Origin of the sequence: Bacillus zhangzhouensis (genome assembly GCF_000715205.1) — a bacterium.
GTDB lineage: Bacteria > Bacillota > Bacilli > Bacillales > Bacillaceae > Bacillus > Bacillus zhangzhouensis.
This window is the reverse complement of sequence record NZ_JOTP01000011.1, coordinates 1-25,749: the sequence shown is the minus strand read 5'-3', so window position 1 is coordinate 25,749 and position 25,749 is coordinate 1. Positions and strand designations below refer to the sequence as shown.

30 protein-coding genes, 1 pseudogene and 1 riboswitch are annotated in these 25,749 nt (G+C 42.1%); of the genes and pseudogenes, 12 read left to right on the top strand and 19 right to left on the bottom strand.

From position 1 onward, the window contains the following. Positions 1 to 18 precede the first annotated feature (18 nt). Together BA70_RS10720 and BA70_RS10715 are read right to left on the bottom strand one after the other, a co-directional pair. Positions 19 to 477, bottom strand: coding sequence for an NEAT domain-containing protein (locus BA70_RS10720; protein WP_034321832.1), 459 nt, complete (start codon positions 475 to 477; stop codon positions 19 to 21). Between the two features lie 371 nt (positions 478 to 848). Further along, a complete protein-coding gene (locus BA70_RS10715; protein WP_034321829.1) occupies positions 849 to 1,181 on the bottom strand; it encodes a winged helix-turn-helix transcriptional regulator in 333 nt (110 codons plus the stop codon). 177 nt (positions 1,182 to 1,358) lie between these two features. Here BA70_RS10715 and BA70_RS10710 point away from each other — a divergent pair, with 177 nt between their 5' ends. The 3 genes from BA70_RS10710 to ribD are packed head-to-tail and all read left to right on the top strand — an operon-like array spanning position 1,359 to position 4,069. After that, the gene (locus tag BA70_RS10710; RefSeq protein ID WP_034321827.1) at positions 1,359 to 2,252 is read left to right on the top strand and encodes a VOC family protein; all 894 of its coding nucleotides are present in this window, start codon (positions 1,359 to 1,361) and stop codon (positions 2,250 to 2,252) included. Further along, a complete protein-coding gene (locus tag BA70_RS10705) occupies positions 2,230 to 2,991 on the top strand; it encodes a GTP cyclohydrolase II (protein WP_034321824.1) in 762 nt (253 codons plus the stop codon). The genes BA70_RS10710 and BA70_RS10705 overlap by 23 nt, the downstream gene beginning before the upstream one ends. Then, positions 2,978 to 4,069, top strand: coding sequence for a bifunctional diaminohydroxyphosphoribosylaminopyrimidine deaminase/5-amino-6-(5-phosphoribosylamino)uracil reductase RibD (ribD, locus tag BA70_RS10700; RefSeq protein WP_034321822.1), 1,092 nt, complete (start codon positions 2,978 to 2,980; stop codon positions 4,067 to 4,069). Before BA70_RS10705 ends, ribD begins: the two co-directional genes overlap by 14 nt. A 79-nt stretch (positions 4,070 to 4,148) precedes the next feature. Here ribD and BA70_RS10695 read toward each other — a convergent pair whose 3' ends face one another. The 5 genes and pseudogenes from BA70_RS10695 to BA70_RS10675 all read right to left on the bottom strand — a co-directional run bounded on the left by BA70_RS10695 (position 4,149) and on the right by BA70_RS10675 (position 6,512). Beyond that, positions 4,149 to 4,517: a VOC family protein gene (locus BA70_RS10695; RefSeq protein WP_034321820.1), complete on the bottom strand. Its 369-nt coding sequence runs from the start codon at positions 4,515 to 4,517 to the stop codon at positions 4,149 to 4,151. Positions 4,518 to 4,689: 172 nt separating this feature from the next. Then, positions 4,690 to 5,547 carry a polysaccharide deacetylase family protein gene (locus BA70_RS10690; RefSeq protein WP_034321818.1) on the bottom strand — a complete coding sequence of 286 codons (858 nt, stop codon included), beginning with the start codon at positions 5,545 to 5,547 and terminating at the stop codon, positions 4,690 to 4,692. A 65-nt stretch (positions 5,548 to 5,612) separates the two neighbouring features. Then, positions 5,613 to 5,942 carry a PTS sugar transporter subunit IIA gene (locus tag BA70_RS10685; RefSeq protein WP_034321816.1) on the bottom strand — a complete coding sequence of 110 codons (330 nt, stop codon included), beginning with the start codon at positions 5,940 to 5,942 and terminating at the stop codon, positions 5,613 to 5,615. A gap of 19 nt (positions 5,943 to 5,961) precedes the next feature. Beyond that, positions 5,962 to 6,204: pseudogene (locus BA70_RS10680) on the bottom strand (PTS sugar transporter subunit IIB); the annotation flags it as partial. A gap of 77 nt (positions 6,205 to 6,281) precedes the next feature. After that, positions 6,282 to 6,512: an HTH domain-containing protein gene (locus tag BA70_RS10675; protein ID WP_034321814.1), complete on the bottom strand. Its 231-nt coding sequence runs from the start codon at positions 6,510 to 6,512 to the stop codon at positions 6,282 to 6,284. Positions 6,513 to 6,648: 136 nt separating this feature from the next. Between BA70_RS10675 and BA70_RS10670 the strand changes: the two genes are divergently transcribed. Further along, positions 6,649 to 6,852 carry a hypothetical protein gene (locus BA70_RS10670; RefSeq protein WP_223251664.1) on the top strand — a complete coding sequence of 68 codons (204 nt, stop codon included), beginning with the start codon at positions 6,649 to 6,651 and terminating at the stop codon, positions 6,850 to 6,852. Between the two features lie 44 nt (positions 6,853 to 6,896). Here the strand turns inward: BA70_RS10670 and BA70_RS10665 are convergent, their stop codons facing one another. The 6 genes from BA70_RS10665 to BA70_RS10640 form a co-directional block, all read right to left on the bottom strand. Then, positions 6,897 to 7,322 carry a YwqH-like family protein gene (locus BA70_RS10665; protein ID WP_034321811.1) on the bottom strand — a complete coding sequence of 142 codons (426 nt, stop codon included), beginning with the start codon at positions 7,320 to 7,322 and terminating at the stop codon, positions 6,897 to 6,899. A 287-nt stretch (positions 7,323 to 7,609) separates the two neighbouring features. Next, complete coding sequence (locus tag BA70_RS10660; RefSeq protein ID WP_034321809.1) at positions 7,610 to 7,873, bottom strand: YwqI/YxiC family protein; 264 nt, start codon at positions 7,871 to 7,873, stop codon at positions 7,610 to 7,612. A gap of 38 nt (positions 7,874 to 7,911) precedes the next feature. Further along, positions 7,912 to 8,337, bottom strand: coding sequence for a YwqH-like family protein (locus BA70_RS10655; RefSeq protein WP_034321806.1), 426 nt, complete (start codon positions 8,335 to 8,337; stop codon positions 7,912 to 7,914). A gap of 296 nt (positions 8,338 to 8,633) precedes the next feature. After that, on the bottom strand, positions 8,634 to 10,040 hold the full coding sequence (gene nhaC / locus BA70_RS10650) for a Na+/H+ antiporter NhaC (RefSeq protein ID WP_034321804.1): 1,407 nt from the start codon (positions 10,038 to 10,040) through the stop codon (positions 8,634 to 8,636). A gap of 142 nt (positions 10,041 to 10,182) precedes the next feature. Beyond that, entirely contained in the window at positions 10,183 to 11,607 is a 1,425-nt protein-coding gene (aspA, locus tag BA70_RS10645; RefSeq protein WP_034321802.1) for an aspartate ammonia-lyase, read from the bottom strand. 28 nt (positions 11,608 to 11,635) lie between these two features. Continuing rightward, positions 11,636 to 12,625: an asparaginase gene (locus BA70_RS10640; protein WP_034321799.1), complete on the bottom strand. Its 990-nt coding sequence runs from the start codon at positions 12,623 to 12,625 to the stop codon at positions 11,636 to 11,638. A gap of 206 nt (positions 12,626 to 12,831) precedes the next feature. On the opposite strand from BA70_RS10640, the gene BA70_RS10635 reads away from it, so the two are divergent. Then, the gene (locus tag BA70_RS10635) at positions 12,832 to 13,179 is read left to right on the top strand and encodes a helix-turn-helix domain-containing protein (protein WP_034321796.1); all 348 of its coding nucleotides are present in this window, start codon (positions 12,832 to 12,834) and stop codon (positions 13,177 to 13,179) included. 61 nt (positions 13,180 to 13,240) lie between these two features. On the opposite strand, the gene BA70_RS10630 is transcribed toward BA70_RS10635, so the two are convergent. From BA70_RS10630 to BA70_RS10610, 5 genes are all read right to left on the bottom strand, one after another. Next, positions 13,241 to 13,708, bottom strand: coding sequence for a helix-turn-helix domain-containing protein (locus BA70_RS10630; protein ID WP_034321793.1), 468 nt, complete (start codon positions 13,706 to 13,708; stop codon positions 13,241 to 13,243). A gap of 97 nt (positions 13,709 to 13,805) precedes the next feature. Beyond that, positions 13,806 to 14,333 (bottom strand): YfjD family protein, encoded by a 528-nt coding sequence (locus BA70_RS10625; RefSeq protein WP_034321790.1) that lies wholly within the window; start codon positions 14,331 to 14,333, stop codon positions 13,806 to 13,808. Positions 14,334 to 14,354: 21 nt separating this feature from the next. Then, on the bottom strand, positions 14,355 to 15,113 hold the full coding sequence (locus BA70_RS10620) for a hypothetical protein (protein WP_034321787.1): 759 nt from the start codon (positions 15,111 to 15,113) through the stop codon (positions 14,355 to 14,357). 12 nt (positions 15,114 to 15,125) lie between these two features. Further along, positions 15,126 to 16,322, bottom strand: a complete 1,197-nt coding sequence (locus BA70_RS10615) for a DUF6861 domain-containing protein (RefSeq protein ID WP_034321785.1) — start codon at positions 16,320 to 16,322, stop codon at positions 15,126 to 15,128. A gap of 4 nt (positions 16,323 to 16,326) precedes the next feature. Then, positions 16,327 to 16,650 carry a WXG100 family type VII secretion target gene (locus BA70_RS10610; protein ID WP_034321782.1) on the bottom strand — a complete coding sequence of 108 codons (324 nt, stop codon included), beginning with the start codon at positions 16,648 to 16,650 and terminating at the stop codon, positions 16,327 to 16,329. 226 nt (positions 16,651 to 16,876) lie between these two features. Between BA70_RS10610 and pepT the strand changes: the two genes are divergently transcribed. Continuing rightward, the gene (gene pepT, locus BA70_RS10605; protein ID WP_034321780.1) at positions 16,877 to 18,109 is read left to right on the top strand and encodes a peptidase T; all 1,233 of its coding nucleotides are present in this window, start codon (positions 16,877 to 16,879) and stop codon (positions 18,107 to 18,109) included. Positions 18,110 to 18,397: 288 nt separating this feature from the next. After that, a complete protein-coding gene (locus BA70_RS10600; protein ID WP_008345664.1) occupies positions 18,398 to 18,577 on the top strand; it encodes a hypothetical protein in 180 nt (59 codons plus the stop codon). Positions 18,578 to 18,676: 99 nt separating this feature from the next. On the opposite strand, the gene BA70_RS10595 is transcribed toward BA70_RS10600, so the two are convergent. Next, entirely contained in the window at positions 18,677 to 19,354 is a 678-nt protein-coding gene (locus BA70_RS10595) for a DUF3298 and DUF4163 domain-containing protein (protein WP_034321778.1), read from the bottom strand. 161 nt (positions 19,355 to 19,515) lie between these two features. Here BA70_RS10595 and BA70_RS10590 point away from each other — a divergent pair, with 161 nt between their 5' ends. The 5 genes from BA70_RS10590 to BA70_RS10570 all read left to right on the top strand — a co-directional run bounded on the left by BA70_RS10590 (position 19,516) and on the right by BA70_RS10570 (position 25,669). Beyond that, positions 19,516 to 20,373 carry a MurR/RpiR family transcriptional regulator gene (locus tag BA70_RS10590; protein ID WP_189318066.1) on the top strand — a complete coding sequence of 286 codons (858 nt, stop codon included), beginning with the start codon at positions 19,516 to 19,518 and terminating at the stop codon, positions 20,371 to 20,373. Between the two features lie 199 nt (positions 20,374 to 20,572). Next, positions 20,573 to 21,466, top strand: a complete 894-nt coding sequence (garR, locus tag BA70_RS10585; RefSeq protein ID WP_034321773.1) for a 2-hydroxy-3-oxopropionate reductase — start codon at positions 20,573 to 20,575, stop codon at positions 21,464 to 21,466. Between the two features lie 7 nt (positions 21,467 to 21,473). Continuing rightward, on the top strand, positions 21,474 to 22,895 hold the full coding sequence (locus tag BA70_RS10580; RefSeq protein WP_034321770.1) for a four-carbon acid sugar kinase family protein: 1,422 nt from the start codon (positions 21,474 to 21,476) through the stop codon (positions 22,893 to 22,895). 50 nt (positions 22,896 to 22,945) lie between these two features. Continuing rightward, complete coding sequence (locus tag BA70_RS10575) at positions 22,946 to 24,265, top strand: gluconate:H+ symporter (protein WP_034321768.1); 1,320 nt, start codon at positions 22,946 to 22,948, stop codon at positions 24,263 to 24,265. 82 nt (positions 24,266 to 24,347) lie between these two features. Further along, positions 24,348 to 24,460: riboswitch (SAM riboswitch) on the top strand. Positions 24,461 to 24,547: 87 nt separating this feature from the next. After that, a complete protein-coding gene (locus tag BA70_RS10570) occupies positions 24,548 to 25,669 on the top strand; it encodes a 5-methyltetrahydropteroyltriglutamate--homocysteine S-methyltransferase (protein ID WP_034321766.1) in 1,122 nt (373 codons plus the stop codon). The last annotated feature ends 80 nt before the right edge of the window (positions 25,670 to 25,749 follow it).

The window sequence follows — 25,749 nt, the reverse complement described above, 5'->3', positions numbered from 1 at the left end:
AAGCGAATTTCCTCCTTTTTATTGAACAGTTGCTGCATCAAACTTGAGGCGAATATCGTAATTGCCTGTATATCCGATGACCGGCACAGTCACACTCACTTTTGCTGGTACGACTTCTGTCAGGCTGTTCACATTAAATTCTACCGTTCTCTTATTGGCAGCTGTGTTTGTACTGATCACCTGCGCATCTTTGTAGACACCTTGATCCAGTGTTTTAAAGCTTGTGATCCAAGTGCTATTGGTTAACGTGACTTGTGCTTTGATTTTGCCATTTTTCACGACAAGCTTGGCTGGTTTTTCAAAATACGTATTCGCTGTTGAAGTCGAATCGCTATCTGCCTTCCATACCACATATTGCGCTGAATATTGACCGTCTGCTAAGCCTGCTGCTGAGGCAGAGCTAACCGGAGCTAAAGCAAATAATAGAACAAAGCTAAAGAATAATAATACGTGTGACGTTGAACGAAGTGCTTTCATGTGAACCCTCCTAAATGATATTGATAATTATTCTCAATAGACAATAAAAAAAATAACCTTCATAAGTGTTTAACTCACACTTATAGATGATTATGATAATCATTATCAATTGAGTTGAAAAAATAAATCTTTGCTTCCAAAAAGTCAAAGATGTCTGTTTCTAAATGATGGATCGATACGTGTTTTAGGCAATCTGTCCCATTCATAATACCATGGCATAACCTCCATTCCATTACAGGGAAAAGAACCCTCTTCTCCTTGATATTATATGATGGATGAATTTATTGTCAACATCATTTTTCATACTATTGTCTTAGATTTCTGGAAAACCACACAAAAAAATTTCGATCAGGTACACTGATCGAAATCCATTAGGAAGGGACATGCTCCCCTTTTTTGCTGTTTTTACGCTCTAAAGACCATGCGTACATTTCACGAATAATCGGTTCGATTTTCTTCCCTTGTGCTGTTAATTTATATTCAATCCGCACCGGAATGTCGGGGTATACTTTTTTCTCAACGAGTCCTTCAGCTTCTAAATTCTTCAGCCTTTCTGATAATAATCTTCCGCTGATATTCATTTCATTTTCCAGCTGACAAAAACGCTTGGGCCCTGTTAGAAGCTGATTGATGATGAGAATCACCCACTTCTTGCCTAGAATCTCCATGGCATCTGTAATTGGGCAGCCGTTTACTTGAGCCATACCTTACTCCCTCCTGCTTTTCTCTCTTTTTTTTCATTATAACACAATTAATTACTTGAAATAAGTCACTAACTATTATATAGTTTAGTTACTAAAAGTAACAAGCTATACATTTTTATAGATTTTCAAAAACATTTGAACATGCCGATGCATATATCATGAAGGAGCTGACCGAGCTTGAAGACAATTGAGCAACTAAGATTAGGTGTAACAGAATTACATGTATCCAACTTTGAGCGTTCTTTACCTTTTTATACAGACATTTTAGGATTTACTATATTAGAACAGACGGAATCCGCCGTCACTCTTGGCAGCAATGCAAAGGAACCGATCCTTTTGCTAAAAGAAGATGCACAGCTGAAGGAGAAGCCTGATCATGAGCCAGGACTTTATCATTTTGCTGTTTTATTACCTACCAGAAAAAACCTGGGCACATGGCTGGCACATGTGATCAAAAAAGGCTATCCTTTAATTGGAGCAAGCGATCACTTTTTCAGTGAAGCCATTTATTTAAGTGATCCTGACGGCATTGGCGTAGAGATTTATGCTGATCGCCCTGAGGATCTTTGGGTAGGTGAGCATGGAGAACTGAAAGGTGGCGGAAATGCACCTCTTGATGGAGATGGTCTCCTGCAAGAAGCCGCTGATTCCACCTGGGAAGGACTCCCTGCTGGTACAGTCATGGGACACTTACATTTCCATCTCAACCCAGAAGAAGCTGATCCCTTTTATGTGAACACGCTCGGTTTTCATATCCGAATGGCTCCACCAGCAAGCATATTTATCGCCGCTGGTGTGTACCATCATCACCTTGCCTTTAATGCATGGGGACGCGGGAGAAAAGGAGCCATTGATCCACGATTTTCAGGAATTAGAAGCTATACACTGGTTTTCCCTGAAGAAGCAGACAGACAATCCGTCGTCGAACGTCTGACAAAAGCAGGCGTTGATGTCAAAACGACAGGAAAAAGTAACGAATTTGTTGATCCATTTGGCGTTCTCGTTCGTTTACAGATTGAAGAAACAGACAAAAAAGAAGGTGCAGAATATGGACAAACACACAGATCTTAAAACAGCCATTTTAAAAGATAAAATTAAACGAGTACAGCAAGAAGACGGGTATATATATATCACTGGACCCATTAAACTACCAGTGAATTTAGACGGCAGAACCGTGATGTTCAACTGGTATTCATGGTTAAAAGACGATGGGTTAGAGCCATTGTCAGATGAAGCTTTAATTGAAAGCCTCTCATCCCGCCAGCTTGCCGATCATCAGCAATCAAGCGTTCTTGTGTATGGGGATTTCGAGCACGCTGATGATGCATTTATCCGCATGCATTCCATTTGCCACACTGGCGATATTTTCGGAAGCAAGCGCTGCGACTGCGGTTTCCAATTGAAGCAGTCCATGCGAATGATTGAGGACAATGGAGCAGGTGCCCTGTTTTACTTAGCCAACCATGAAGGACGCGGCATCGGTCTTTTCAGCAAAGCCATGGCTTACATTCTTCAAGAGAACGGCTATGATACAGTGGAAGCAAATGAAGCGCTTGGTTTTGAAGATGATACGCGTCAATATGAAGAAGCCATTGCCGTTCTTCAAACCCTTCGTACAAAGCCAGTAAGACTCATTACCAATAATCCGAAAAAGACAGATGCCATCAGTCATGCAGGTCTTTCTCTTTCTGGACGCATTCCGCTTTGGGGTGACGTCTCTGAATTCAACGAAAAATACTTACAGACAAAAATCAACCGCTCAGGCCACATGAAGGCGGATCAAGAGGTGCGTACGATTGCCACATCATGAGCGATATATGAATCTAGCCCTAGAAAATGCGCGTGCAATGAAAGGACAGACATCACCGAACCCGCTCGTCGGGGCTGTGATTGTGCGCGATAATGAAATTGTTGGAGTCGGTGCTCATATGAAGGCCGGCGAACCACATGCTGAAATTCATGCACTCAAAATGGCTGGAGACAAGGCAAAAGAAGCCACGATTTATGTGACCCTAGAGCCTTGTTCCCACCATGGGCGCACAGGCCCTTGCGCTGAAGCACTTGTCAGAGCCGGTGTCGAAACCGTTGTCGTAGCAGCACTTGATCCGAACCCGCTTGTCGCAGGTCGTGGGATTGCCATTTTACAAGATGCAGGTATCCAAGTCATCACGGGCGTACTTGAACAGGAATCCATTCTCATGAATGAAGTGTTTAACCACTTTATTACGAAAAAAACGCCTTTCGTGACGCTCAAAGCGGGCATCACCCTAGATGGGAAAATTGCTTCTGTTACGTCTGACAGCAAGTGGATTACGTCAGAAACTTCCCGTTATGACGCTCACCACATCCGCAGTATCAATGATGCGATTTTGGTCGGTGCTCAAACCGTGATTCATGACGATCCTTCATTAACCACGCGGATTCCAAATGGTCATCATCCAATTCGAATTGTCTTAGATTCTAAGCTTTCGACACCGCTGACGGCAAAGATCGTCACTGATCAGCTGGCACCTACATGGATTTTTACAACAAAGCACGCAGATGAGAATAAACGGACCGCTTTAGAAGCAGCTGGCGTCAGCGTCTTTATGACAGCTGGCGACACGCGAGTGCCGTTACAAGAAGTACTTCAAGTGCTTGGAGAAAAAAATGTCTCCTCCCTTATGATTGAGGGCGGCGGCCAAGTCAACGCCTCATTTTTAGAGCAGCAGCTTGTGGATAAATTGGTCATCTACATGGCACCTAAGCTCATTGGCGGACGACTCTCTCCTTCCTTTTTCGGAGGCGAAGGCATACGCCTCATGAGTGATGCAATTGAACTGGATCAACTCGCCGTTGAACAGCTGGGGAAAGATATCAAAATAACGGGCTATCCCGTTTATCAATAACGGATTTTCTAAAACAATAAGGCTGTCGAGAATATCTCGACAGCCTTATTGTTTTTTTGAGAATTTGTAGGTGTGTTTTCTACTCTATTCTCTCTAAAAATTCAATTCGATTTCCAAATGGATCATCTACATAGAACCTGATTGCTCCATCTAAGGGCTGATCTTCTCTTATACGAATATGATGTTTCACTAAAATCTCTTTTAATTTTGATAAACTCTTTACACGAAAAGCTGGATGGGCTTTTTTGGAAGCTTGAAAATGATCTTCAATGCCAATATGAAGCTGATGATTGCCGCATTGAAACCAAACACCACCACGTTTAACTAGATGACTAGGCTTAGGTATTTCCCTCATTCCTAAAATTTCCCCAAAAAACAAACGCGCTTTCTCTTCACTACCCTTTGGGGCAGCTAATTGGACATGATCGATTCCAAAGAAATTTGACATCGTTTATTCTTCCTTTCTTTTCTCAATATCCAAAAAAACATTCTTTTTTTTAATATCATGTTCGAGACCAAGCCTAGTATAAGCCATAAAGCCATATGTTGTTATCGGTTCACTGATCTGACCGTGAAATTTGTCGTAAAATGTTTCATGTGAAACATCTGTCATCTGACATCTATGAGTTCCCCTCCACCAGCCTGCCAAAACTTTCTGGTGAAAGACCCGGTGAAATGCGGAGGCGGTGTAAGGACATCATGCCTTGCTCCTTCTTCGCATGTCCTGGTTCAGTCGTCACAGCCATCTGATATCCCGCTTCCTTCGCCAGCTTCAGCGTGTCTTCGTTATAACGCCCAACCGGATAGCTAACCATTCTCGTACGCTGAGAAAATCGCTGGTCAAAGAATGCCTTTGACCCTTTTAATTCCTCTTCTTGCTGCTTCTTTGATAGACGATGAAGCTCTAAATGATGAATTGTATGACTCTCAATTGATAGACCATGCGCCATCATTTCATCCATTTGATCATCTGTTAAGTGATGCGGACGACCAATGGATTGCTCAATCATAAAAATCGTTGCTTTCATCCCGTACTGCTTTAAAATCGGAAATGCCTTTGTGTAGTTGTCCGTATATCCATCGTCAAATGTAATGAGGACACACTTTTCACTTGGCTTCGTATTTGTTGTGAAGACGAGGTACGCCTCTTCCGGCGACAGTGTGACATAGTCGTTGTCCTTCAGCCATTTCATATGCGCCGCAAACTCGCTCTTTGGCACACGTAATGAGTTACCGCTGGAAATGCTGTGATACATCAAGATCGGAAGCTCAACCGGCTCCTTTTGCTCAATCCAGTTTTGTGTATCTATCACTGTCGCTTCTTTCTGCTGAATCTCTTTTGTTTCTTTTGCTTGTAATTGACCCTTTTCCTCTTTGACTACTGGCTGGTTTCCTTCCGTTTGCTCCTTCTTTCCCATACAGCCCGAAATGAACAGCACCACAAGGCCAACCGCAATCAACATACATGTTTTTTTCATTCACCAATCCTGCTTTCTCTCTATCTACCGAATGATTATAACAGAAATTGGTTAATAGCTGACATCTATTTTGACAGGGTGTTCATTTTTTTACACATTTCTATCATCTCAATGGCGAGCAGATGAATGGTCTCTGTTGTGAGCATTTGATCTTCTGCATGTATCAGCAGTAAAGAAAAGGGAAGCTGTTCACCTGCCGCCTCTTTTTGAATGAGCGACAAGTGCAGGTGGTGGATGCTTCGAAACGCTTCCTCCCCTTTTTTGATCAGCTGCTGTGCTTTTTCAAAATCATCAGCTCTTGCGAGACGAATTGCTTCTACATAGTGGCTTCTCGCCTCACCTGCATGGGCAATGATTTGAAAGGCTGCTCCCTGCATTTCCTCTAATACCGTCATCTGCTTCTCCTCCAATTGCTCAAGATTCATTTGCTAGTTTCAGTGCATGCTCTAGAATTTTTTCTCCATTCGCTGTTCCGTATAATCTCACATTGACGACATCAACAGGTATTTGATAGGGTGCCGCTGTTTTTTCTGCTGCTTTTTTCATAAAGCTTACTTGCGGTCCAAGCAAAATCACCTGTACATCTTCTCCATGCTCTTCTAATTCATCAGCAATGGCCCCTTCAGATATGGCATAAATATAGTAATCTAGCCCTTTTGCTTCTGCGGCTGCCTAGGGCGATGTATTGGGAATGACCTGTTCGTTTTTCTCAAGTCTTTCTCTCATCGACTTTTTCAAAAATGTACGAAAAATGCCCCATAGTCCTCGACGTTCAATGTATACCCTGCCCCGCGTTTCATATGAAGTGCTGCTCCATTTTCTTCTAACATTGATTTAAGCGCTTTCATATTTGTTCGAATTGTTCTTGATGTGACCCCAATCACGCGGGCAATTTCTTCACTTGTCAGTTCCTGCTCCGCTTGCATCAATCGTTTCAGGAGCTCCTCCTGACGTAGAGATAGCATGGATTCCCCTCCCCCGGCAATTACTTTTGCCTATCATCATAAACGAAAATAGAACTCTTTGCCCAGTTTTTCTTTCGAATCGGGAACCTTGATATGGCTCAAACGTATGAATATGAAACAAGAGGAGGGATGCATCATGGGTTCTTTTATGTTTGTTGTCATCATCATATTGGCTTCTTTAGGAGCATTCACTGCACATATTCTCTCACCAAAGAATAAGCGTGCATCATCTAAGCATTCTGTACATCACAGTTCAACGACAAGTAACTATACTGATTCCTATACTCATCACGCTTCAGATGCCTCCTGCGGGAGTGATTCAGGTGGAGGGTGTGATTAAACAAAAAAACAGCCGCCCTATGAGCGGCTGTTTCGTTTATTGTATTAAAGAGCTTTCCAGCCCCGTTCAATCAAATGCTTGACATCCTTTGCAAAATCCTCGCCCTTTTCCATCACGTCCTGGGCTCTTCCTGCAAAATTACTGGCAACAGCCAACTCCATTTTTTTTAATTCAAAGTGCAAGATTTTTTGATCAATCTCTGTTATATATTTTTCATACTCATTGTTCACGATGTCGTGCATCACACCGTAGGCTTCTTTCCGATGGCGATGAAAGTCTGTTCCTCTCTCACCTTTCCATGACGAATCAAGAGCAGGCTTTTTGATTTCCTTTAAGTCTGACTGCGCAAGATCTTGTTCTGTTCGAATGTTACTTTTGGCTGTCTTTAACCGAGAGATCATTTCGTCAAATTCTGCACGTTTGTTTTCAATTCCCATATGCAGATGGTGCAGCATCTCGGATAAACTCATGTCATCCACCTCTATCGGACCTCATACGAAAGCACGGCGTCAGAGCTTTTGGAAGCTATCGAATCACTTGATTTTTCCAGTCCTGACATTTCTATCGTTCGCTTTCATTAAGTATAGTATAAGGTGAAAAGCCTTAGGCTTAAATAGGAAAAAGGTGTCCTTTTAACGTAGTGATTGGAAGAAAAACGGAATAATCAAAGGTCATAAATCCCGAATTATATATGAGTCTTTGTAACTATATTTCATATCATGTCAATGTCATCCATAAATAAAACGATTGTGCTGATTTATTTTGCAGCAATCGCTTCATCCTGTTCTTTTAACGTCTTCACATTAGAGCGCGTATCCTGAACATTTTTGATCAAGGCTTCTTTAAAGCTTGAGACCATTTCGCTCACCTCTGCTTCACGTGCTGTCCACTTGGTCACAAATTCAAGGCTATTTTCACCCGCTTTATCTGCTGCTTTTTTCATTGTTAAAGCTTCGACTGCTTGGGAGACTTCATCTAGTTTATCCATGACTGTTTGGTAGTTTAACTTAATTTGTCCCATTGTAATATCCTCCAGATTTGTTCAGCGTGAAAGCAGCTTTACAAGCTGCTCCATGCTTTTGAGATCAAGCGTTTTGCGTCCTCTACTGCGTCTTCTCCTTTTTCAGCAAGACGTGCGGCGTCTCCAGCTAAGGAACTGGCAAAGGATAAGGCAGCTTGTTCAGCTTCTAATGTACTGATTTTGAATTCGATGCGGCTCACGTAGCGTGGGTATTTGTCGTTCACGATCGTTTGCAGCGCATCATGTGCTTCATTTCGCTCTGATTTGAAATCCTGGCTTCTCTCACCTTTCCAAGAGGTCCCAAGCTTTGGCTGCTTGATTTGCTTTAGGTCTGTTTCTGCCGCATCTTGTTCACGTTCAACCTTGCTTTTCGCTTTTTTGAGTCGAGCGATCTTCTCTTCAATCTCTGCTTTTTTATTTGAAATGCCTCCGTTAAGGGCAGACAGCATATCCGATAAGCTCATATGGGTTCCTCCTCCTGTCAAAAAATAAAAACGCTGCTTAGATTCCCTCTAAACGAGCGTAATGGTGAATAGCACTTTTTCCAATATTGTTATTATAAGGTTCAAAGACTCACGTTTGAATAGGGATTTGTGCCCTTTTTATGGTATATATATGCTTTCATTCTACTTCTAACTACACCTTAAGACCTCTTTTATAGGGGGCCTAAAATCACAATCACCAGCTATTTATTATATATAGCCCCTCGGTCCTAGGACAAACAAAAGCCGCCCCGTGGGGAGCGGCTTTTGCAAACGGCTTATGATGCCGATTCTTCTTTTTCTTGTTGATCTTTGACGTACCAAATGAATTTCCCAGTATACCCATAAATAATCGCAAGACCAATGGAGACAAAGCTCAACCACATAAATGGTAAATACGAGAATGTCGACACACCGAGAATCCCCGCCATGTATATTCCGTTATCTGACCATGGAACCATACCAGACGTCATCGTTCCACCAACCTCAGCGTTTCTAGATAACACACGTCTGTCTATTTTTAATTTATCATAGCTTTTTTCCATAATTTTTGGTGTAAGAATGATGGATACATACATTGCACATCCAAAAATGTTGGTAAAGAATGCAACAAGAATTGTGGAGAGTGTAACATTTCCCGCATTATACAGCTTTTTCTCAAATGTTGAGACAATGACTTTCAATACACCCAGATGTTCTAATACTCCGCCAAAACCAAGCCCAAGGATAATTACTACCAAAGAGCCGAGCATATTGACCATTCCACCACGATTTAATAATTGGTTAAGGAAGTCTACATCTGATTGAATTGAAAATCCATTGTATGCTGCACCGATTGCATCACTAGGATCCGTACCCTGAAAAGCAAAGGCCCAGATCGCCCCAAACAAAGCACCAATTGCAATAACCGGTAGAGCAGGCTTCTTCATCACAAGTAAAACAACAACAATTAGAGCTGGAATGAGCATCCACACATTAATATTAAATGTATCAAGTAAGGCATTCTTTAAAAATTCCACCTTCTCTTGATCAATATTGCGCCCTCCATAGATAAACCCAGTCACCGTAAACATGATCGCTGTAATAACAAAGGCAGGTATGGATAATACCATCATCGCTCTTACATGCGCTAGAACTTCAACCTTTGATAAGGACGAGGCGAGAACTGTACTGTCTGACAGTGGAGAAAGCTTGTCTCCAAAATAAGCACCTGACAACACCGCACCTGCAACGATTGGAAGTGGAATTCCTAAACCTTCACCAATGGCAATCATGGCAATACCGGCAGTACCAACTGTTCCCCAAGAAGTACCTGTTGCAACAGACATAATAGCGCAAATAATTAATGTTGCTAGTAAGAATATATTAGGATGAATAAATTCTAGTCCATAATAAATCAGTGTCGGGACAACGCCCCCTGCAATCCACGTTCCAATTAAAGCACCAACAGCAAGTAAAATTAAAACAGCATCAAGCCCATTTGATATCCCTCTAGTGATGGCGTTTTGTAAATCTTTATAAGAGTGTCCTAAATGAAGACCAAGCCCAATTGCTAGAAACCATGAAATAAATAAAGCCAGTTGAATATCCAAGTTAAAATAAATAGTAAATGATAAGACAATCGCTAAAAATAAACCTAGTACAGCGATGATCTCCACCATAGATGGCAAGCGAATCGATTTCAATGTTTGTTTCCTCCCTTTGCGCGTACGTTAAGCGTTTTCAAAGTATTGTGAAAAAAGTTTGTCAATTCGAAAGAAAGTGAATTGCCTGTTTTTCTCTCTTTCACAGGCAATTCATCATACTAATAAAATAAATTTTTTGATATTATTGTCGCTCTAGCAGCTCTTGACCCGCAATACCAGGCTTTGTCATCTCGTAAGGATTTAAGATAATATCAAGTTCTTCTTCCGTTAGAACATCATACTGCAAGCAAAGATCTCTGATCGATTGTCCCTTCAAAATAGCTTCTCTTGCAATTCTAGCGGCTGCTTCGTAGCCTAAGTGAGGGTTCACGGCAGTGATCACGCCTGCACTTTTTTCTACATATTCTTTCAAACGTTTTTCATTTGCTTCAATGTCCACTAAACAATGATCTGTGAATGAGCGGAATCCGTTATTCATTATACTAATAGATTGAAGCAAGTTAAAGACCAGAACAGGCTCCATCACATTTAACTCAAGCTGACCCGCTTCAGAAGCAAGACAGATGGTGTGGTCGTTCCCTATGACCTGGAATGCGATTTGGTTAATGAGCTCTGCCATGACTGGATTGACTTTCCCAGGCATAATGGATGATCCAGGCTGACGGGCTGGCAATGCAATTTCAGCAAGACCTGCACGCGGACCAGATGCCATTAAACGAAGGTCATTGGCAATCTTAGACATGTTCATCATGCATACTTTTAAGGCTGCGGATACTTCTGTGTATGCATCTGTATTTTGCGTGGCATCTACGAGATGCTCTGCGCCTACAAGCGGAAGACCTGAAATATCAGCCAGCTTTTTCACCACGATTTCAATATAGCGTGGATCTGCGTTTAAGCCTGTCCCAACAGCTGTCGCACCCATGTTTACTTCATATAAATGCTGCTTCGATTGGTTAATCCGTTTAATATCACGGCTTAGAACGCGGCTATATGCTTCAAATTCCTGTCCCAAACGGATCGGAACAGCATCCTGTAAATGCGTACGACCCATTTTGATCACATGATCGAATTCTTTCGCTTTCTTTTGGAATACGTCCTGCATCGCTTGCATCGTCTCAAGCAGAATGTCTAACTGCTTGAGCACAGCAATATGGATAGCCGTTGGGAATGAATCATTCGTCGATTGCGACATGTTCACATGTGTGTTTGGACTTAAATGAATGTATTCACCCTTTTGATGTCCCATGATCTCTAGGGCTCTGTTACCAATGACCTCATTGGCATTCATATTCATCGAAGTTCCTGCGCCACCTTGAATTGGGTCTACAATAAAGTACTCATGCAGCTTGCCTTCAATGACTTCATCAGACGCTTGAACGATGGCATTGCCAATTCCTTCATATAAACGTCCAACTTCCATATTGGCTTGAGCTGCTGCTTTTTTGACGATAGCAAAGGCTCTGATGAGTTCCTCATGCATGCGGTACCCTGTAATCGGGAAATTTTCTTTTGCACGAAGGGTTTGAACACCATAATACACGTCTGCCGGAATTTCTTTTTCACCAAGAAAATCCTTCTCGTAGCGATAAGTTGCTTGAACCATCTGATATGACCTGCTTTCTATAGAATAGTTAAATCACTAAATCTTCTGCGATTGGCGTTTCCATAATCTTTTTCACTTCTCTTGGATCTGTTGTTTTGCCCAATGCCCACATGAGTTTCGGCACGATGGCTTCTGTGTTCATGTTTCGTGAACGCGCCACCATTTCTTGATTGATCTTGCGTCCTACTTCATACACACTCATGTCTTCTCCTTCTTCGAGACACTGAGTTGTGATGACAACAGAAATGCCTTCTTCCAGCAATTCGTTGATCTTTTCTAAAAGGTTTCTTCCTTCGAAAGGAATTCCGCCACTGCCGTAGCTTTCGATGACGACCCCTTTGTACAAACCTTTGATCGCATCTAAAAACTCAGGCTTAAGTCCTGGGTGCAGTTTTAATAGACAAACATCAGTGTTCAAGGATGCATCTAATTTAAGCGGTTTCATAGACGTTCTTTTTACTTTGCTATTGTATTCAATTTGATGATTTTCAATCGATGCAATATATGGGTAGTTAATACTTTCAAATGCATCGTAGCTTTTCGTTCTTAGTTTGATTGCGCGTGTTCCTTGAATCACTCTGCCATCAAACACGACATATACGCCGCCTACACCGTCACATGCAAAACGAATCGCATCTGTGATGTTTTTCTTCGCATCTGTTTTCTTAAACGTAATCGGGATTTGTGAACCTGTAATAACGATCGGCTTATCAGGATTTTGCAGCATATAAGATAGAGCTGCTGATGTATAGGCCATTGTATCGGTTCCATGAGTGACGACAAAGCCGTCGTATTGATCATAATTCTCATAAATGGCTGTTGCGATATCCACCCAGTATTCAGGCTGCATATTGGTACTATCTATACTCATCAGGGACTTTGTGTCCATTGTGTACTCTGCATTAATTTCGTTTAAATAGCTTAAAAGGTCCTCAGCTTTAACACCTGGAGCTAAACCATTTTCACTCTCTACAGATGCAATCGTCCCACCAGTGGTTAAAAGCAATAATTTCTTCAACAGGTCCACCTCTTTCAGTAAAATTACTTCGTTTGTCACACATATTATAAGCCAGCTTGTGCTATTCTATAATATACGCTTTACGCGTACCTTCATTGCCATTATAGTCACATAACGCGAATTAATCAAGAAATTATTACGCATAACGCGTACACTCTATGTCAAAATATGATATACTGATGTTGTATATAAAGGAGCGTTCATGTATGATACTCGATCGTTTAACCACCCTTAGAAAAAAGAAAAAATGGTCTCTCCAGCATACGGCAGATCGCCTAGGTATCGCCAAAAGCACCTATGCCGGTTACGAATCTGGGTACCGACGACCTTCGCTTGAAGCAGTGAAGCTGCTCGCTGATTTGTATGATACGTCCATTGATTTTTTACTTGGTAGAACGGACGAGCCAGAGATACAACGCAAAATCTCTGATATCAAAATTGAACTGACGGAAGCAAAAGAAGGAACCATCCTCGTAGATGGCGTTCCACTAACCGATGAAGAAATCAAACAGCTTGTTGCCTTTATTCGGGCGAAAAACACTCTGAAAGTATAAACAACGAAAAGAGAGGCCCCTATCATACGGGTGCCTCTCTTTTCTTTTGGATATCAGCTGCTTATGAGTAAGGAGAAGACAGCTGGCTTAATTCCTCTAACCGCCGTTTCGCTTCTTCTTTATTAAAGGAACTATAATAGCGATAATTCTCATCATCTAAGATGCGGTAATGCTGACTCAGCACATTTTGCTGGAGACGAAATGTGCCTTTTTTTATAGAGGTCCGCCACCAAACCTTTCCACCAATTGTACGTTCAACAGATAGATGCAATTCATCATGTGCCACGACTTCCAAAATTTCAAGTGGGTCATCCCCAAGTGTCCCTTTTAAAACGTCACTATCCCTGAATAATGCACATACGGCCGCAGATTGCGTCCAGTTGAGGCGCAGTCTGTTTTTTTCAACCTGCTGCAAATGCCGTTTCGATAAACCAAGTACCTCAGCCATGCGGTCCTGCGTATAATTCTTTTCTTTCCGAATCCGTGCCATTTGTTCTGTGACGAGGTCGATTACCATCTCTTTGTCCATCTCTCATCACCTCTTGAGTGTTCAGTCTTTACTGACATCATACACGATTTTTTCGAAAAAGTGGCGCACTATCCTATGGAATCATGGCGTAAACAACCTAGTCAATCTGCTCTTCGCCCTGACCATGCTGCTGTCTCCAGTTCTCTTGGGCTGCCCGATTTAAATATGGATAGATGTCTTGTTTGACGGTTTGCTCAAATACTTCTTCATCTAAAATACTGTACGCCGGAATCTTAACCAATTTCCCATCTATTTTCCGAATGAGCACATCCATGAAGAGAAATCCCCCGATACTGTAACGGTGCCGGCGCATGTCAATTGATTGAATGTCTTGAAAAGGGATCGTGTGCTCCCGATGCAAAATAGCACCATTCTCTCCGCGCTGAATTCGAAAAATCACATTTCCTCTTTTCGTAAAAGCCGGTAGAATCATCAAAAAGGAGATCCAGCCATAGACAATACCTAATAACCCACCTAAAAATAAAAATAATGTATAATTCGATTCAAATGTAAGAGCTTCTGAAAATAGCCAAATACCGATGATACCAAAGCCGCCCGTTGCTAAGAATGCCCATACTCTTAGAAAGGGTCTGCTCCTCACTTCTATTACTTCACTTGGATTCAAGCGTCATTCTCCTTTTCTCCATTAGAATATAGAACGTAACCCATCTCTATGAGCCGTCTCAATGCGAAATTCGTTTTCCTGTATTCCCGACACAAGCCAGGAATGTTTCTCACCTGGTATAACAAATATCATGGACTCTACATCCGGCGTATTGTTTTTGTCATAGGCTACCTTCATAAGGGAATCCATCTTTCCTTTTCTTGCCTGCACATCGGAAACAAATGCCCTCACCAGTTCTTGATTCTCTGCTTTATTAAGGAAGGAAAACCACTCATCTTTCGCTTCGCTTGCTTGCTCTAATAGCATTTCAAATTCCTCTGCTTGTAGGTTGATAACAGGTGTGCGGTGATCACTCATGTGTATGTTCAAAAAGATTGTCACTTGCTCCTCTGCCTGCTGATCGCCTTTCAGTTTGTGAATCTGATGCACTTGTTGATCATAAAGCGTATGATGTGCATATACGCCCGCCTGCGTCGTATGAAAGGAGGTACTGACTTCTTCATCTAACTCTCCAAATCTTGAAGCCTTGACAGTGTGCGATGCATCATTCATGGCCTGGATGAAATGGCGGTATTCTGCTTTATAACGGTATTGTCTGTTTCGAAATTCCAGCACGCCTTTCGCCAGCAAAGAGCGACACGCAATTTCAAATAAAAAACCAAGACGTTCATCCTCTACATCAGGATAATAGGCCTCCTTTAAGGACATGCCTTGTTCAAAATAGCCTTCACTATAAAAACTAAAGATGAGTTCCTCGATACTTAGACTTAGCTGATCCAACTTGATCTCTCCTTATCCAAAAGAAAATGCGCCCTTAAAGAAATCACCTGCACCCTTTATTAGCGAGTCTGCGGTTTCTTTTGTTTTTTCTATCCCTTTATGTATCACCTGATTTGCTTGATCAATGGTGTCATTGACTGCTTTCACACCTTGCCCCGCCAGCTCAAATGCTTTTTTCCCTTTATCCACGACTGCATGAATCGGATCCTTTAATTTCACTGCGACCTGTTCAGCAAAACCGGATGTCAGCTTGGCGACTTTTTCTCCAATAAATCCACCTACTGCTGATCCAATGGCGCCACCGACAACTGTTCCAATCGGACCCGCAAAGCTTCCGAGAGCGCCGCCGACAACGGCACCTGCGACGGACCCGCCAGCGATAAAGACCGTATTATTTACTGCATTTCCAACAGCCTTTGCATTTTCACGCTTCAGAACTTCCGGCTGATCACCGAATTCTGCATAATTCTCAGCAATTTTCAAACCACAGCCAACCGTTTCCGTTGCACCAGTGACAACCGTTGCAATGATGGCATTTCCTTTAGCAAATCTTGCCCCATTTTTCAGAACAGACTTGATTCCAGCCGTGTCCTTCCAATTGATACTCCCTTTTGTAAAATCGCGGACGCTGTTCGTAAACGCAACCGTATCGTCAGGATAAAATTTCGTGAATTTCTTATGGACCAAATCAGCCATCGACCAGTTGGATCGTTTTAATAATTCTTTTTTACTCAGCCAAATCCTTGCTAGCCGGTCAAATCTCGTTCCTTCTACCCGGCTGGTCAAATCAAGCAGCAGCTTGGAATGCTGCGCTGCATAACGGCCGTTTTCTTTCATAAAGGTTGTCATCCCAAGCCCGTAGTATTTCGCCTGCATCATCACGATTCCAGCTAAGCTCGTGAGCGTGCCATATTGATCATAGATGCTGTACATTTTCCTTAGAATATCATCCGCTTCGACCATTTGATCTGTTGCATGACGAATGGCGATATCATCACTGCTCAATTTGCTTATTAATGCTTGTCCAGCACTCCATGCATCCCCAACACCGGAAAAACAGCTTCTATACCGAGGATCACAGCCTAAAATCAAATGATCCAGTTCACTATGTAAATCGTGATGCTTTGTTTCAATGGCGGAAAGCTCTCCTACAAAATCATTCGCCAGCCCTGTCAGCTGATCTGGATCAACCACAATGTCACGTGCCATCACATCATCTCCCTTCTCGGTTTCTTTCTCTCCGTTCTTCTCGTCTTTTTCGCTCAAGCTCTTCCATTCTGGCAATTTCGGCTTTACGCTCCTCGATCTTGACCGCTGCATCCCGCAGTTCCTGGCTCGTTTCCAGCAAGTCCTTTTCAAATTGATCATAGCGTGCCGTTGTTTCCTCAAAGCTTTGATCAAATTTATTCCTTGCTTCTCCTTGCCAGCCTGATCCTACTGCCTTCAGCCGATTCTCAAGCAGCTGCTTCGACTGCCGAATCTCATCAGCCGCTTCCTGAAACTTTTGAGCGAGTGCCAGCGTTTGACTAGAATCCAACTTTCGCACCCCTTTCTCCCAATTTAACGTACAAATGGATGATTTTATATGCACTCATTATAAATAAAAAGACACCCAAAAAAATCACCCTAAAGAACCATTCAGCACATTACCTAACGAAAGTAGGCCTTTTTCCTCTCTAATTGCCAGAGAAAACCTTTCTTGTTATGAAGCGCATTCAAGACGTGATAAAATGAACATATTCTACAAAAGGAGTGACGTATAGATGAAAGAGGAAATGATCCAGCGTTTCACAAGTTATGTGAAAGTAGATACTCAGTCTGATGCAGAAAAAGAAAGCTGCCCATCTACTGCAGGACAGCTGAACCTAGCGAGGCAGCTTGTTGAAGAGATGAAATCCATCGGGATTCAAGAAGTGACAATGGATGAAAACGGCTATGTTATGGGAACGATCCCATCTAACACCGACAAAGAAGTGACAACGATTGGCTTCCTGGCGCATATTGACACAGCTACTGACTTCACTGGCAAGAATGTGAAACCGCAGATTCATGAGGACTATCAAGGCGGTGACATCACGTTAAATGATGATCTACATATCGTGTTATCTCCAGCACAGTTTCCAAATTTGCAAAAGTACCAAGGACATACGCTCATCACCACTGATGGCACAACCCTACTTGGTGCAGATAACAAAGCAGGTATTGCAGAAATTATGACCGCCATGCATTACCTCATTCAGCATCCAGAAATCAAGCACGGAAAGATCCGAGTCGCCTTTACTCCAGATGAAGAGATTGGCAGAGGGCCGCACAAATTTGATGTCGATGCCTTTGGCGCTTCTTATGCATATACCATTGACGGCGGACCACTTGGAGAGCTTCAATATGAAAGCTTCAACGCAGCAGGTGCGAAAGTATCGATTAAAGGAAACAACGTCCATCCAGGTACAGCGAAAGACAAAATGGTCAGTGCTGCGAAGATCGGGATGCTCTTTCACAACAAGCTCCCTTCAGATGAATCTCCGGAGTATACAGAAGGCTATGAAGGCTTTTTCCACCTGACAAAGTTCGTAGGAGAAGTTGAAGAAGCAGAGCTGCAATATATTATCCGTGATTTTGATAAAGAGAAGTTCAACAATCGCAAAGCACTATTTGAAAAGATTGCAAATGACTTAAAAGCGGTCTACGGCGAAAACAGTATCACCCTCAGCATTCAGGATCAATATTATAATATGAGAGAAAAAATTAAGCCTGTTAAACATATTGTGGACATTGCCCATGAAGCAATGGAAAACCGCTCAGTGACACCTGTGATCGAACCTATACGCGGCGGCACAGATGGCTCTCAGCTTTCATATAAAGGTCTCCCAACACCAAACATCTTTACTGGCGGGGAAAACTTCCACGGTAAATATGAATTTATTTCAGTTGATAACATGATGAAAGCAACAGAAGTCATCGTGGAAATCGCACGTTTATTTGAAGAAAAAGCATAGACATGTTTACAGCCGTTCCTGTTCGGGAACGGTTTTTTAATAAAAGTTTACAATTTTCTGAAACTTTTATGACACTTAATCGTACTAATATAGACAACCCCAGAAAAATTCTTCTTGACGAGTGCAATAACTGGAAATATAATAGTTAAAAACAACCAGTATTTTAGACCTAAAATAGCAGATCATCTAAACCTTAAGAACTAAACCGATTCTGCTGCTTATTTTCAGTTATAAACATCACTCACCCTGTCTACACTGAAAGAATAGGATGAATTGGAGGAATGTCATATGATGATTTTATTGATTATCGCTTCACTTTGCTGCTACTTACTTTTCTCTTTCAAAAAAGATAACCGCACCCAAAAACGAAAAAGCGCAGAGCTTTCGGAGTTTGAAATCTTTCGTATGCGCCGCCACTACAACGGCAAACGCCGCCATCCACTAAACGATGCACCCAAACAAGTATAAATTCAAAGAAAGAGCCTCATCAGGGGCTCTTTTTGTATGTGTAAGAACGTGTTTTAGACACATTAAAAAAACGACCACATCCAGTGGCCGGTTCTCTTTTTATTTATACACCTTTGCAGGTACTTGAATCATAGGAATTCCTTGATAGTATGGTGCGATTTCATATGGCTGGAAGACAACAGCAATCCCCTTTTTCGTGAAGTAATACTGCGTGTCGTAGTTGATTTGAATATCACTTTTCTTCAGGTTCGAATAGAACTTACTTTTATGCTTCTTTGTATAGTTATAGATATAATCTCTTACTTTTGTGCGCTTTTTCTTTGTTTTCACAACGTCAGTAAAGAAAAGCTGCTTTGTCTTTTTCTTCGTTAACACATAGTTCATGCTGGTGACCATCGTATCCCCATGCATTCTACCGTCATTCATATAATCATAGTTTAAGATACTTAGTTTCTTTCCATTGTTAAATTTCGTTTTAAAAGATCTCTCGTACGTGATCTTCCCAATCCCCTCTTTTTTCGCTTCGTCCTTTAAGTACAAGTATGTAGAATAAGAGAATGCGATATCTTCTTTTAAATCATGGTTAATGGTCTTCATATGCGGTTTGCTTAGGTTTTTTACCTGTGCATATTTGAACGTTTTCTTCTTTTTATAATAGTGTGTGCTTACTTTTGCTTTTTTTGCTTGTTTGGCATCTACAGAACCAACTGGAGCAAATAACGAAACAATCAGCGAAAAAATAAGCAGGCTGATCGTTAGGCCTTTTTTCATTGTCATAGTAAAAACCCCCATTTTTGTCTATTACCAATTGAGTATACCATGACAAAAGAACCAAAAAAAGCATTATTTCCATATTATTCTTTCTTTTTCCACATCGGGTTTGTTTACCGTTTTCATAAGTTCCTGTATGCTTAATGGAGAATGTTAGATGAAGTGTGGTGTTTATCATAGAAGAGAATATTTTTAGTCATATTCGGACAACGTTTCATAGTTTGTCCCCAACCCAGAAAAAGATTGCCAATTACATTTTACAAAACCCTCAGAAAGTTGTGCTTCATTCCATTAGTGCACTCGCCGCTGAATGCAACACAAGTGAAACGACGATCTTTCGGTTTTTACGAAAAATTGGCTATGATTCGTATCAAGTGTTTCGTGTCCATGTCGCACAGGATATTGCGACCAATACGCCTCAATCCATATACGGCGAGATCGAGGCATCTGATAGTGTAGCTGACATTAAACATAAGGTCATAGAGTTAACAACAAACTCGATTCAGGATATGAAGCATATTTTAGAAGATCAAGCCGTGACACAATTTATCGAACAAATGAAACAGGCACATAAAACCGTCTTCTTTGGAGCAGGTGCGTCCAGTTTTATTGCTGGAGATGCTTATCATAAGTTTCTCCAGCTTGGTTTTGAAGTGAGTCTATGCAGTGATCCACATATGATGAATATGATTGCAACACACGCCACGGAACACGATTTTATCGTCGCGATCTCACATTCAGGAGAGAGCAGAGAAATTCTTGATGCCGTGCAATTTGCTAAAGAAAAGGGGGCAACGATTGCCTCTATCACGAGCTATCCGAAATCAGAGCTCGCAAAGCGCTCTGACTTTCACCTGCTCAGTTCATCAAGGGAAACAACATATCGATCCGACTCAATGATCTCCCGTATTAACCAGCTTGTAATCATTGATGTTCTTTATGTCGCAGCTGTTTTAGAGCTAGGATCTAATGCCATTGAAAACGTGAAACGATCTCGATTAGCCGTGGCTAAAAATAAAACATGAACGCATAAGACCGGAGCTGATTCCGGTCTTTTTTTTGTGACTTTTCTCATATTTTCCGTTGACACGTTCCTATCACGTCATGTACATTAAATGAGCAATAGTTTATTTCCTACTATTAATTAAATAAGATAGTATATATACTAACACGAAGAAAAGAAAACGCTTTTTGTAAGGGTTTTCTATATGGGAGGCGGACAAAGTGACAAAACAGATTGGATTCATTGGACTAGGTATTATGGGAAAACCTATGGCACTCAATCTATTAAAAGCCGGTCATACTGTGACTGTGTTTGATCTGAATGAGGATGCCATTCGAGCATTACAAGAAGCTGGAGCAAAGGGCGCTTTTTCAGCAGCTGAGGCAGCTTCTGAAAGCGATGTCATCATCACAATGCTTCCTAAAGGCGAGCATGTAGAAGCAGTCGTATCAGGTGAGCATGGCATTTTAACTACAGCTAAACCTGGCACAGTCATCGTAGATATGAGCTCTATTTCACCAGTTACCTCTAGAGCATTAGCTGCCCTGGCAAAACAGCACCAGGTAGAATTTATCGACGCACCTGTCAGTGGCGGAGAACCAAAGGCGATAGACGGGACACTTGCTATTATGGCTGGCGGCGAAGAAGCCATCTTCGAACAAGTAAAGGATGTCCTACTCGCAATGGGTACAGAAGTCGTATTAGTTGGGACAAACGGAAGCGGGACAACAGCTAAACTTGCCAATCAAATCATCGTCAATTTAAATATTGCTGCTATGTCTGAGGCGCTCGTTCTTGCCGCTAAATCAGGCATTGCGATTGATAAAATGTACGAAGCGATCCGTGGCGGACTGGCAGGAAGCGCCGTTCTCGATGCAAAGGTCCCACTGATTTTGGAACGAAACTTTGAACCTGGCGGACGCATCGACATTAACTTAAAGGATTTAACCAACGTGATGGAAACTGCCCATGATATCGGCGTTCCTCTCCCTCTTTCTAGTCAGCTGCTTGAAATTTTCCATGCCCTCAAAGCGGACGGAAAGTCTGGACTTGATCATGGCGGCATTGTTCAATATTACGAAAAAATGGCTCATGTCGAAGTGAAGAAAGGATGAGATGTTCATGAAGCAAAGCACTGACATACTGAATGCCCTTCCGAAAGCGGATTCAAAGAGCATTCAAACGGCATACGAGCAAGCACTAACCCATTTTCAGCATAAAATCATTGTATTAGACGATGATCCAACAGGTATTCAAACTGTACATGGCGTCTCTGTTTTCACTGATTGGTCAGAGGAAAGCATTGAAGCTGGCTTTCTTGAAGACAGCCGTATGTTCTTTATTCTAACCAATTCTCGCAGTATGACTGAAAAGGAAACTGCCGCTGCGCACGAAACGATTGCTTCAACGATTGTGAAAGTAGCTGAACGGCTTCATCAAGATTTCACCATTGTCAGTCGAGGAGATTCTACCCTGCGTGGACACTTCCCTCTGGAAACTGAAGTACTCAGAACAACCATTGAACAGCGAGGCTCCCTCCAATTTGACGGAGAAATCATTCTTCCTTTTTTCCAAGAAGGTGGACGCTTTACGATCAACAATATTCATTACGTACAGGAAGGACACGACTTAATTCCTGCTGGCGACACAGAATTTGCACTAGACCGTACATTCGGCTTTCAGTCGTCTCATCTCGGAGAGTGGATTGAAGAAAAGTCAGGCGGAACGTTCACAAAAGAGAACACCACCTACATTTCGTTAGAAGATATACGGGCTTTACGCATTGATCAAATCAAGGATCAGCTGCTAGATGTAAAGGATTTTCAAAAGGTGGTTGTGAACGCTGTAGACTATGACGATATCAAAGTCTTTGTCACCGCCCTCATCGAAGCGATTCAAGCAGGAAAGCAATTTATTTTCAGAAGTGCAGCGGCTCTCACAAAAATACTTGGCGGCATTCTTGATCAAGCCTTATTAACAAGAGATGACTTGATACAAGAAGAGAGCCAGCACGGTGGTCTCATCATGATCGGTTCTCATGTCAAGAAGACAACGGAACAATTACGAGCGCTTCGGCAAAATGAAAACATGGCTTTTATTGAATTTAACACACACCTCGTGCTAGAACCTGAAGCATTTCAAGAGGAAATTGACCGGGTGATTCAGCAGACTGAAAGGCTGTTAGCATCTGGTCAATCTGTTGCTGTTTATACAAGAAGAGAACGGCTTGACCTTGGGGACAATCGTCAAGAGGAGGAATTGAAGCTTTCCGTTCAAATTAGTGATGCTGTGACAAGCATTGTCCAGCGCCTCACAATTCGCCCTAAATATCTCATTGCCAAAGGTGGAATTACCTCAAGTGATATTGGAACAAGGGGGCTTAGCGTCAAACGTGCGACCGTTGCGGGTCAAATTAAACCAGGCATTCCCGTTTGGCAAACAGGAGAAGAAAGTAAATTCCCATTCATGTCTTACGTGATTTTCCCGGGAAATGTTGGCTCAAAGGATACGCTAAAAGAAGCTGTAGAAATACTTGAAGGATAAAGCATAGGGAGTGCTCTCACTCCCTTATGCAACACAAAGGAGGAAAGATCATGTCGTTAGTTTTTATTGGACTTGGTGTTTTGTTATTGCTTTTACTCATGGTTGTCTTAAAGTTAAACGCTTTCATTTCGTTGATTATTGTCTCTTTAATTGTTGCTGTTTTAGAAGGTATGTCACCACTTGAAGCGATTGCTTCCGTGGAAAAAGGACTTGGTAGTACACTCGGGCACCTAGCACTGGTTCTCGGTTTTGGAGCGATGCTCGGTAAATTGATGGCTGATTCTGGTGGTGCCCAGCGCATTGCGATGACGCTCATTGACCGATTCGGCATTGGGAAAATCCAATGGGCAACGATGCTGACTGGATTTGTTATTGGAATTGCTCTGTTTTATGAAACCGGATTCATTATCTTAATTCCATTAGTCTTTACCATTGCTCAAGCCGCAAGACTTCCTGTGTTATATGTTGGAATGCCGCTCGTCGCTGCACTCATCACAACACATGGATTCCTCCCTCCTCACCCAGGACCGACTGCCATTGCCAATGTCTTTCAAGCAAATATGGGACAAACCTTGTTAGTTGGGATTATTTTAGCGATTCCTGCTGTGTTAGTAGGCGGACTACTGTTTACGAAACTATTTAAAAAAGATCAATTGCACGCACATATACCAAAAAACTTATTTAATCCAAAGGAATTTACAGAAGAGGAAATGCCAAGCTTCGGGATTAGCATTTTTACCGCTGTGTTGCCTGTATTGCTCATGACATTCAGAGCATTTTTAGAAATTTTCTTCCCATCCTCTCCATTGTTGCCGACAGCTGAGTTTTTAGGTGAACCGGCGATTGCGCTATTACTCTCAGTCCTGCTTGCCATCTATACATTTGGACTTGGCAGAGGAAAAAGCATGCAGGAAGTCATGAAGTCGATCACCGATTCGATTGGCTCCATTGCAATGATTCTATTAATTATTGCAGGTGGCGGCGCCTTTAAACAGGTGCTCATTGATAGCGGCGTTGATCAATACATTGCGGGGATCATGCAAGGAAGCACTCTTTCTCCCCTGCTCCTTACCTGGCTAATTGCTGCTGTCCTTCGTGTATCTTTAGGATCAGCAACAGTCGCCGGTCTCACAGCGGCTGGCATTTCTGCACCACTTATTGGATTGACTGGTGTCAGCCCGGAATTAATGGTGATCGCAACAGGTGCCGGCAGTATTACGTTCTCTCACGTAAATGATGCGGGTTTCTGGATTTATAAAGAATACTTTAACCTGTCGATGGCCCAAACCTTTAAAACTTGGACATTGATGGTCACTGTTCTTTCACTTGTCGGACTAGCTGGTGTTCTCGTCGCTGATTTGTTCATTTAGGAAAATAATTTGTAAAAACCATTGACTTTTTCTCGAAAAGATTGAATAATTGTGTTTATTAAGAAAATTTAATCAAAAGGTAACCTTATTAAGAGTGGTGGAGGGACTGGCCCTGTGAAACCCGGCAACCGCTGTTCCTAGGAACAGAATGGTGCTAATTCCTTAAGCAAGCAGACGCTTGTTTGAAGATAAGGCAGAGATCTCACAGTATATGATGCTCTTCCTTATCCAAGGAAGAGCTTTTTTATTTGATTTTCAACCTGTAGAAAGAAGGGATTCAGCATGACACAAGTACAAACCATTGGAAAGAAAACAACAAAGCCGCCATTTCGCGCAGATCAAGTAGGAAGTTTGCTTCGTTCAGATCGCATCAAAGAAGCACGTAAGCAAAAAGCAGACGGTACGCTAACAGCAGACCAACTCCGACAAATTGAAAATGCAGAAATCACACGTATTGTGGAAAAGCAAAAGGAGATTGGATTAGAGGTTGTCACAGACGGAGAATTCAGACGTGCATGGTGGCATTTTGATTTTCTAGAAGGACTTGATGGAGTCGAAGGATTTGAAGCAGATCAGGGCATTCAATTCCACAACACAACGACAAAAGCACGAGGCATCAAGGTAACGGGTAAAATCGATTTTACAGATCACCCAATGCTAGAGGATTACCGCTTCCTTCACAGCATCGCTGGTGAGCATACGGCTAAAATGACGATCCCAAGTCCGAATATGCTCTTTTTCCGTGGAAAGCTTGATGAAGGTGTGTATGACAGCTTAGATGATTTTCATCATGATGTGGCACAGGCGTATAAGAAAGCCATCCGAGCTTTTTATGATGCAGGCTGTCGCTACTTGCAGCTAGATGATACCGCATGGGCAGTGTTCTTTTCTGAAAAAGGTCAGGAACAAATCAAAGCCTTTGGCCGCGACGAAGATGAACTTCGTGAGTCGTTTGCAAAAACAATCAATGAAGCCGTTGCCGATCGTCCAGAGGATTTAGTCATCACAATGCACATTTGCCGTGGTAACTTTAAATCAACATGGGCAGCTGAAGGTGGTTATGAAGCAGCGGCAGAAACGATTTTTGCTGGTTTAGATCTTGATGGTCTCTTTTTAGAATTTGACGATGATCGTTCTGGCGGATTTGAGCCCCTTCGATATGTGAAGAACCCAAATCTTCAAATCGTACTTGGTCTTGTGACTTCAAAGTACGGTGAGCTTGAGCCGGTTGAACAGATCAAAAAACGAATCGAGGAAGCGGCTCAATATGTAGACATCAACCAAATTTGTTTGAGTCCACAATGCGGATTCGCATCCACGGAGGAAGGCAATCTGTTAACAGAAGAGCAGCAATGGGAAAAGCTGCGTCACGTGATTGAGATTGCGGACCAAGTGTGGAAATAAAACATCTAGTCCTAAGCTCTCAGGGCTTAGGGCATTTTATTAAAAAAAGAACTGCCCTTAGGCAGTTCTCAGCTTGTAGA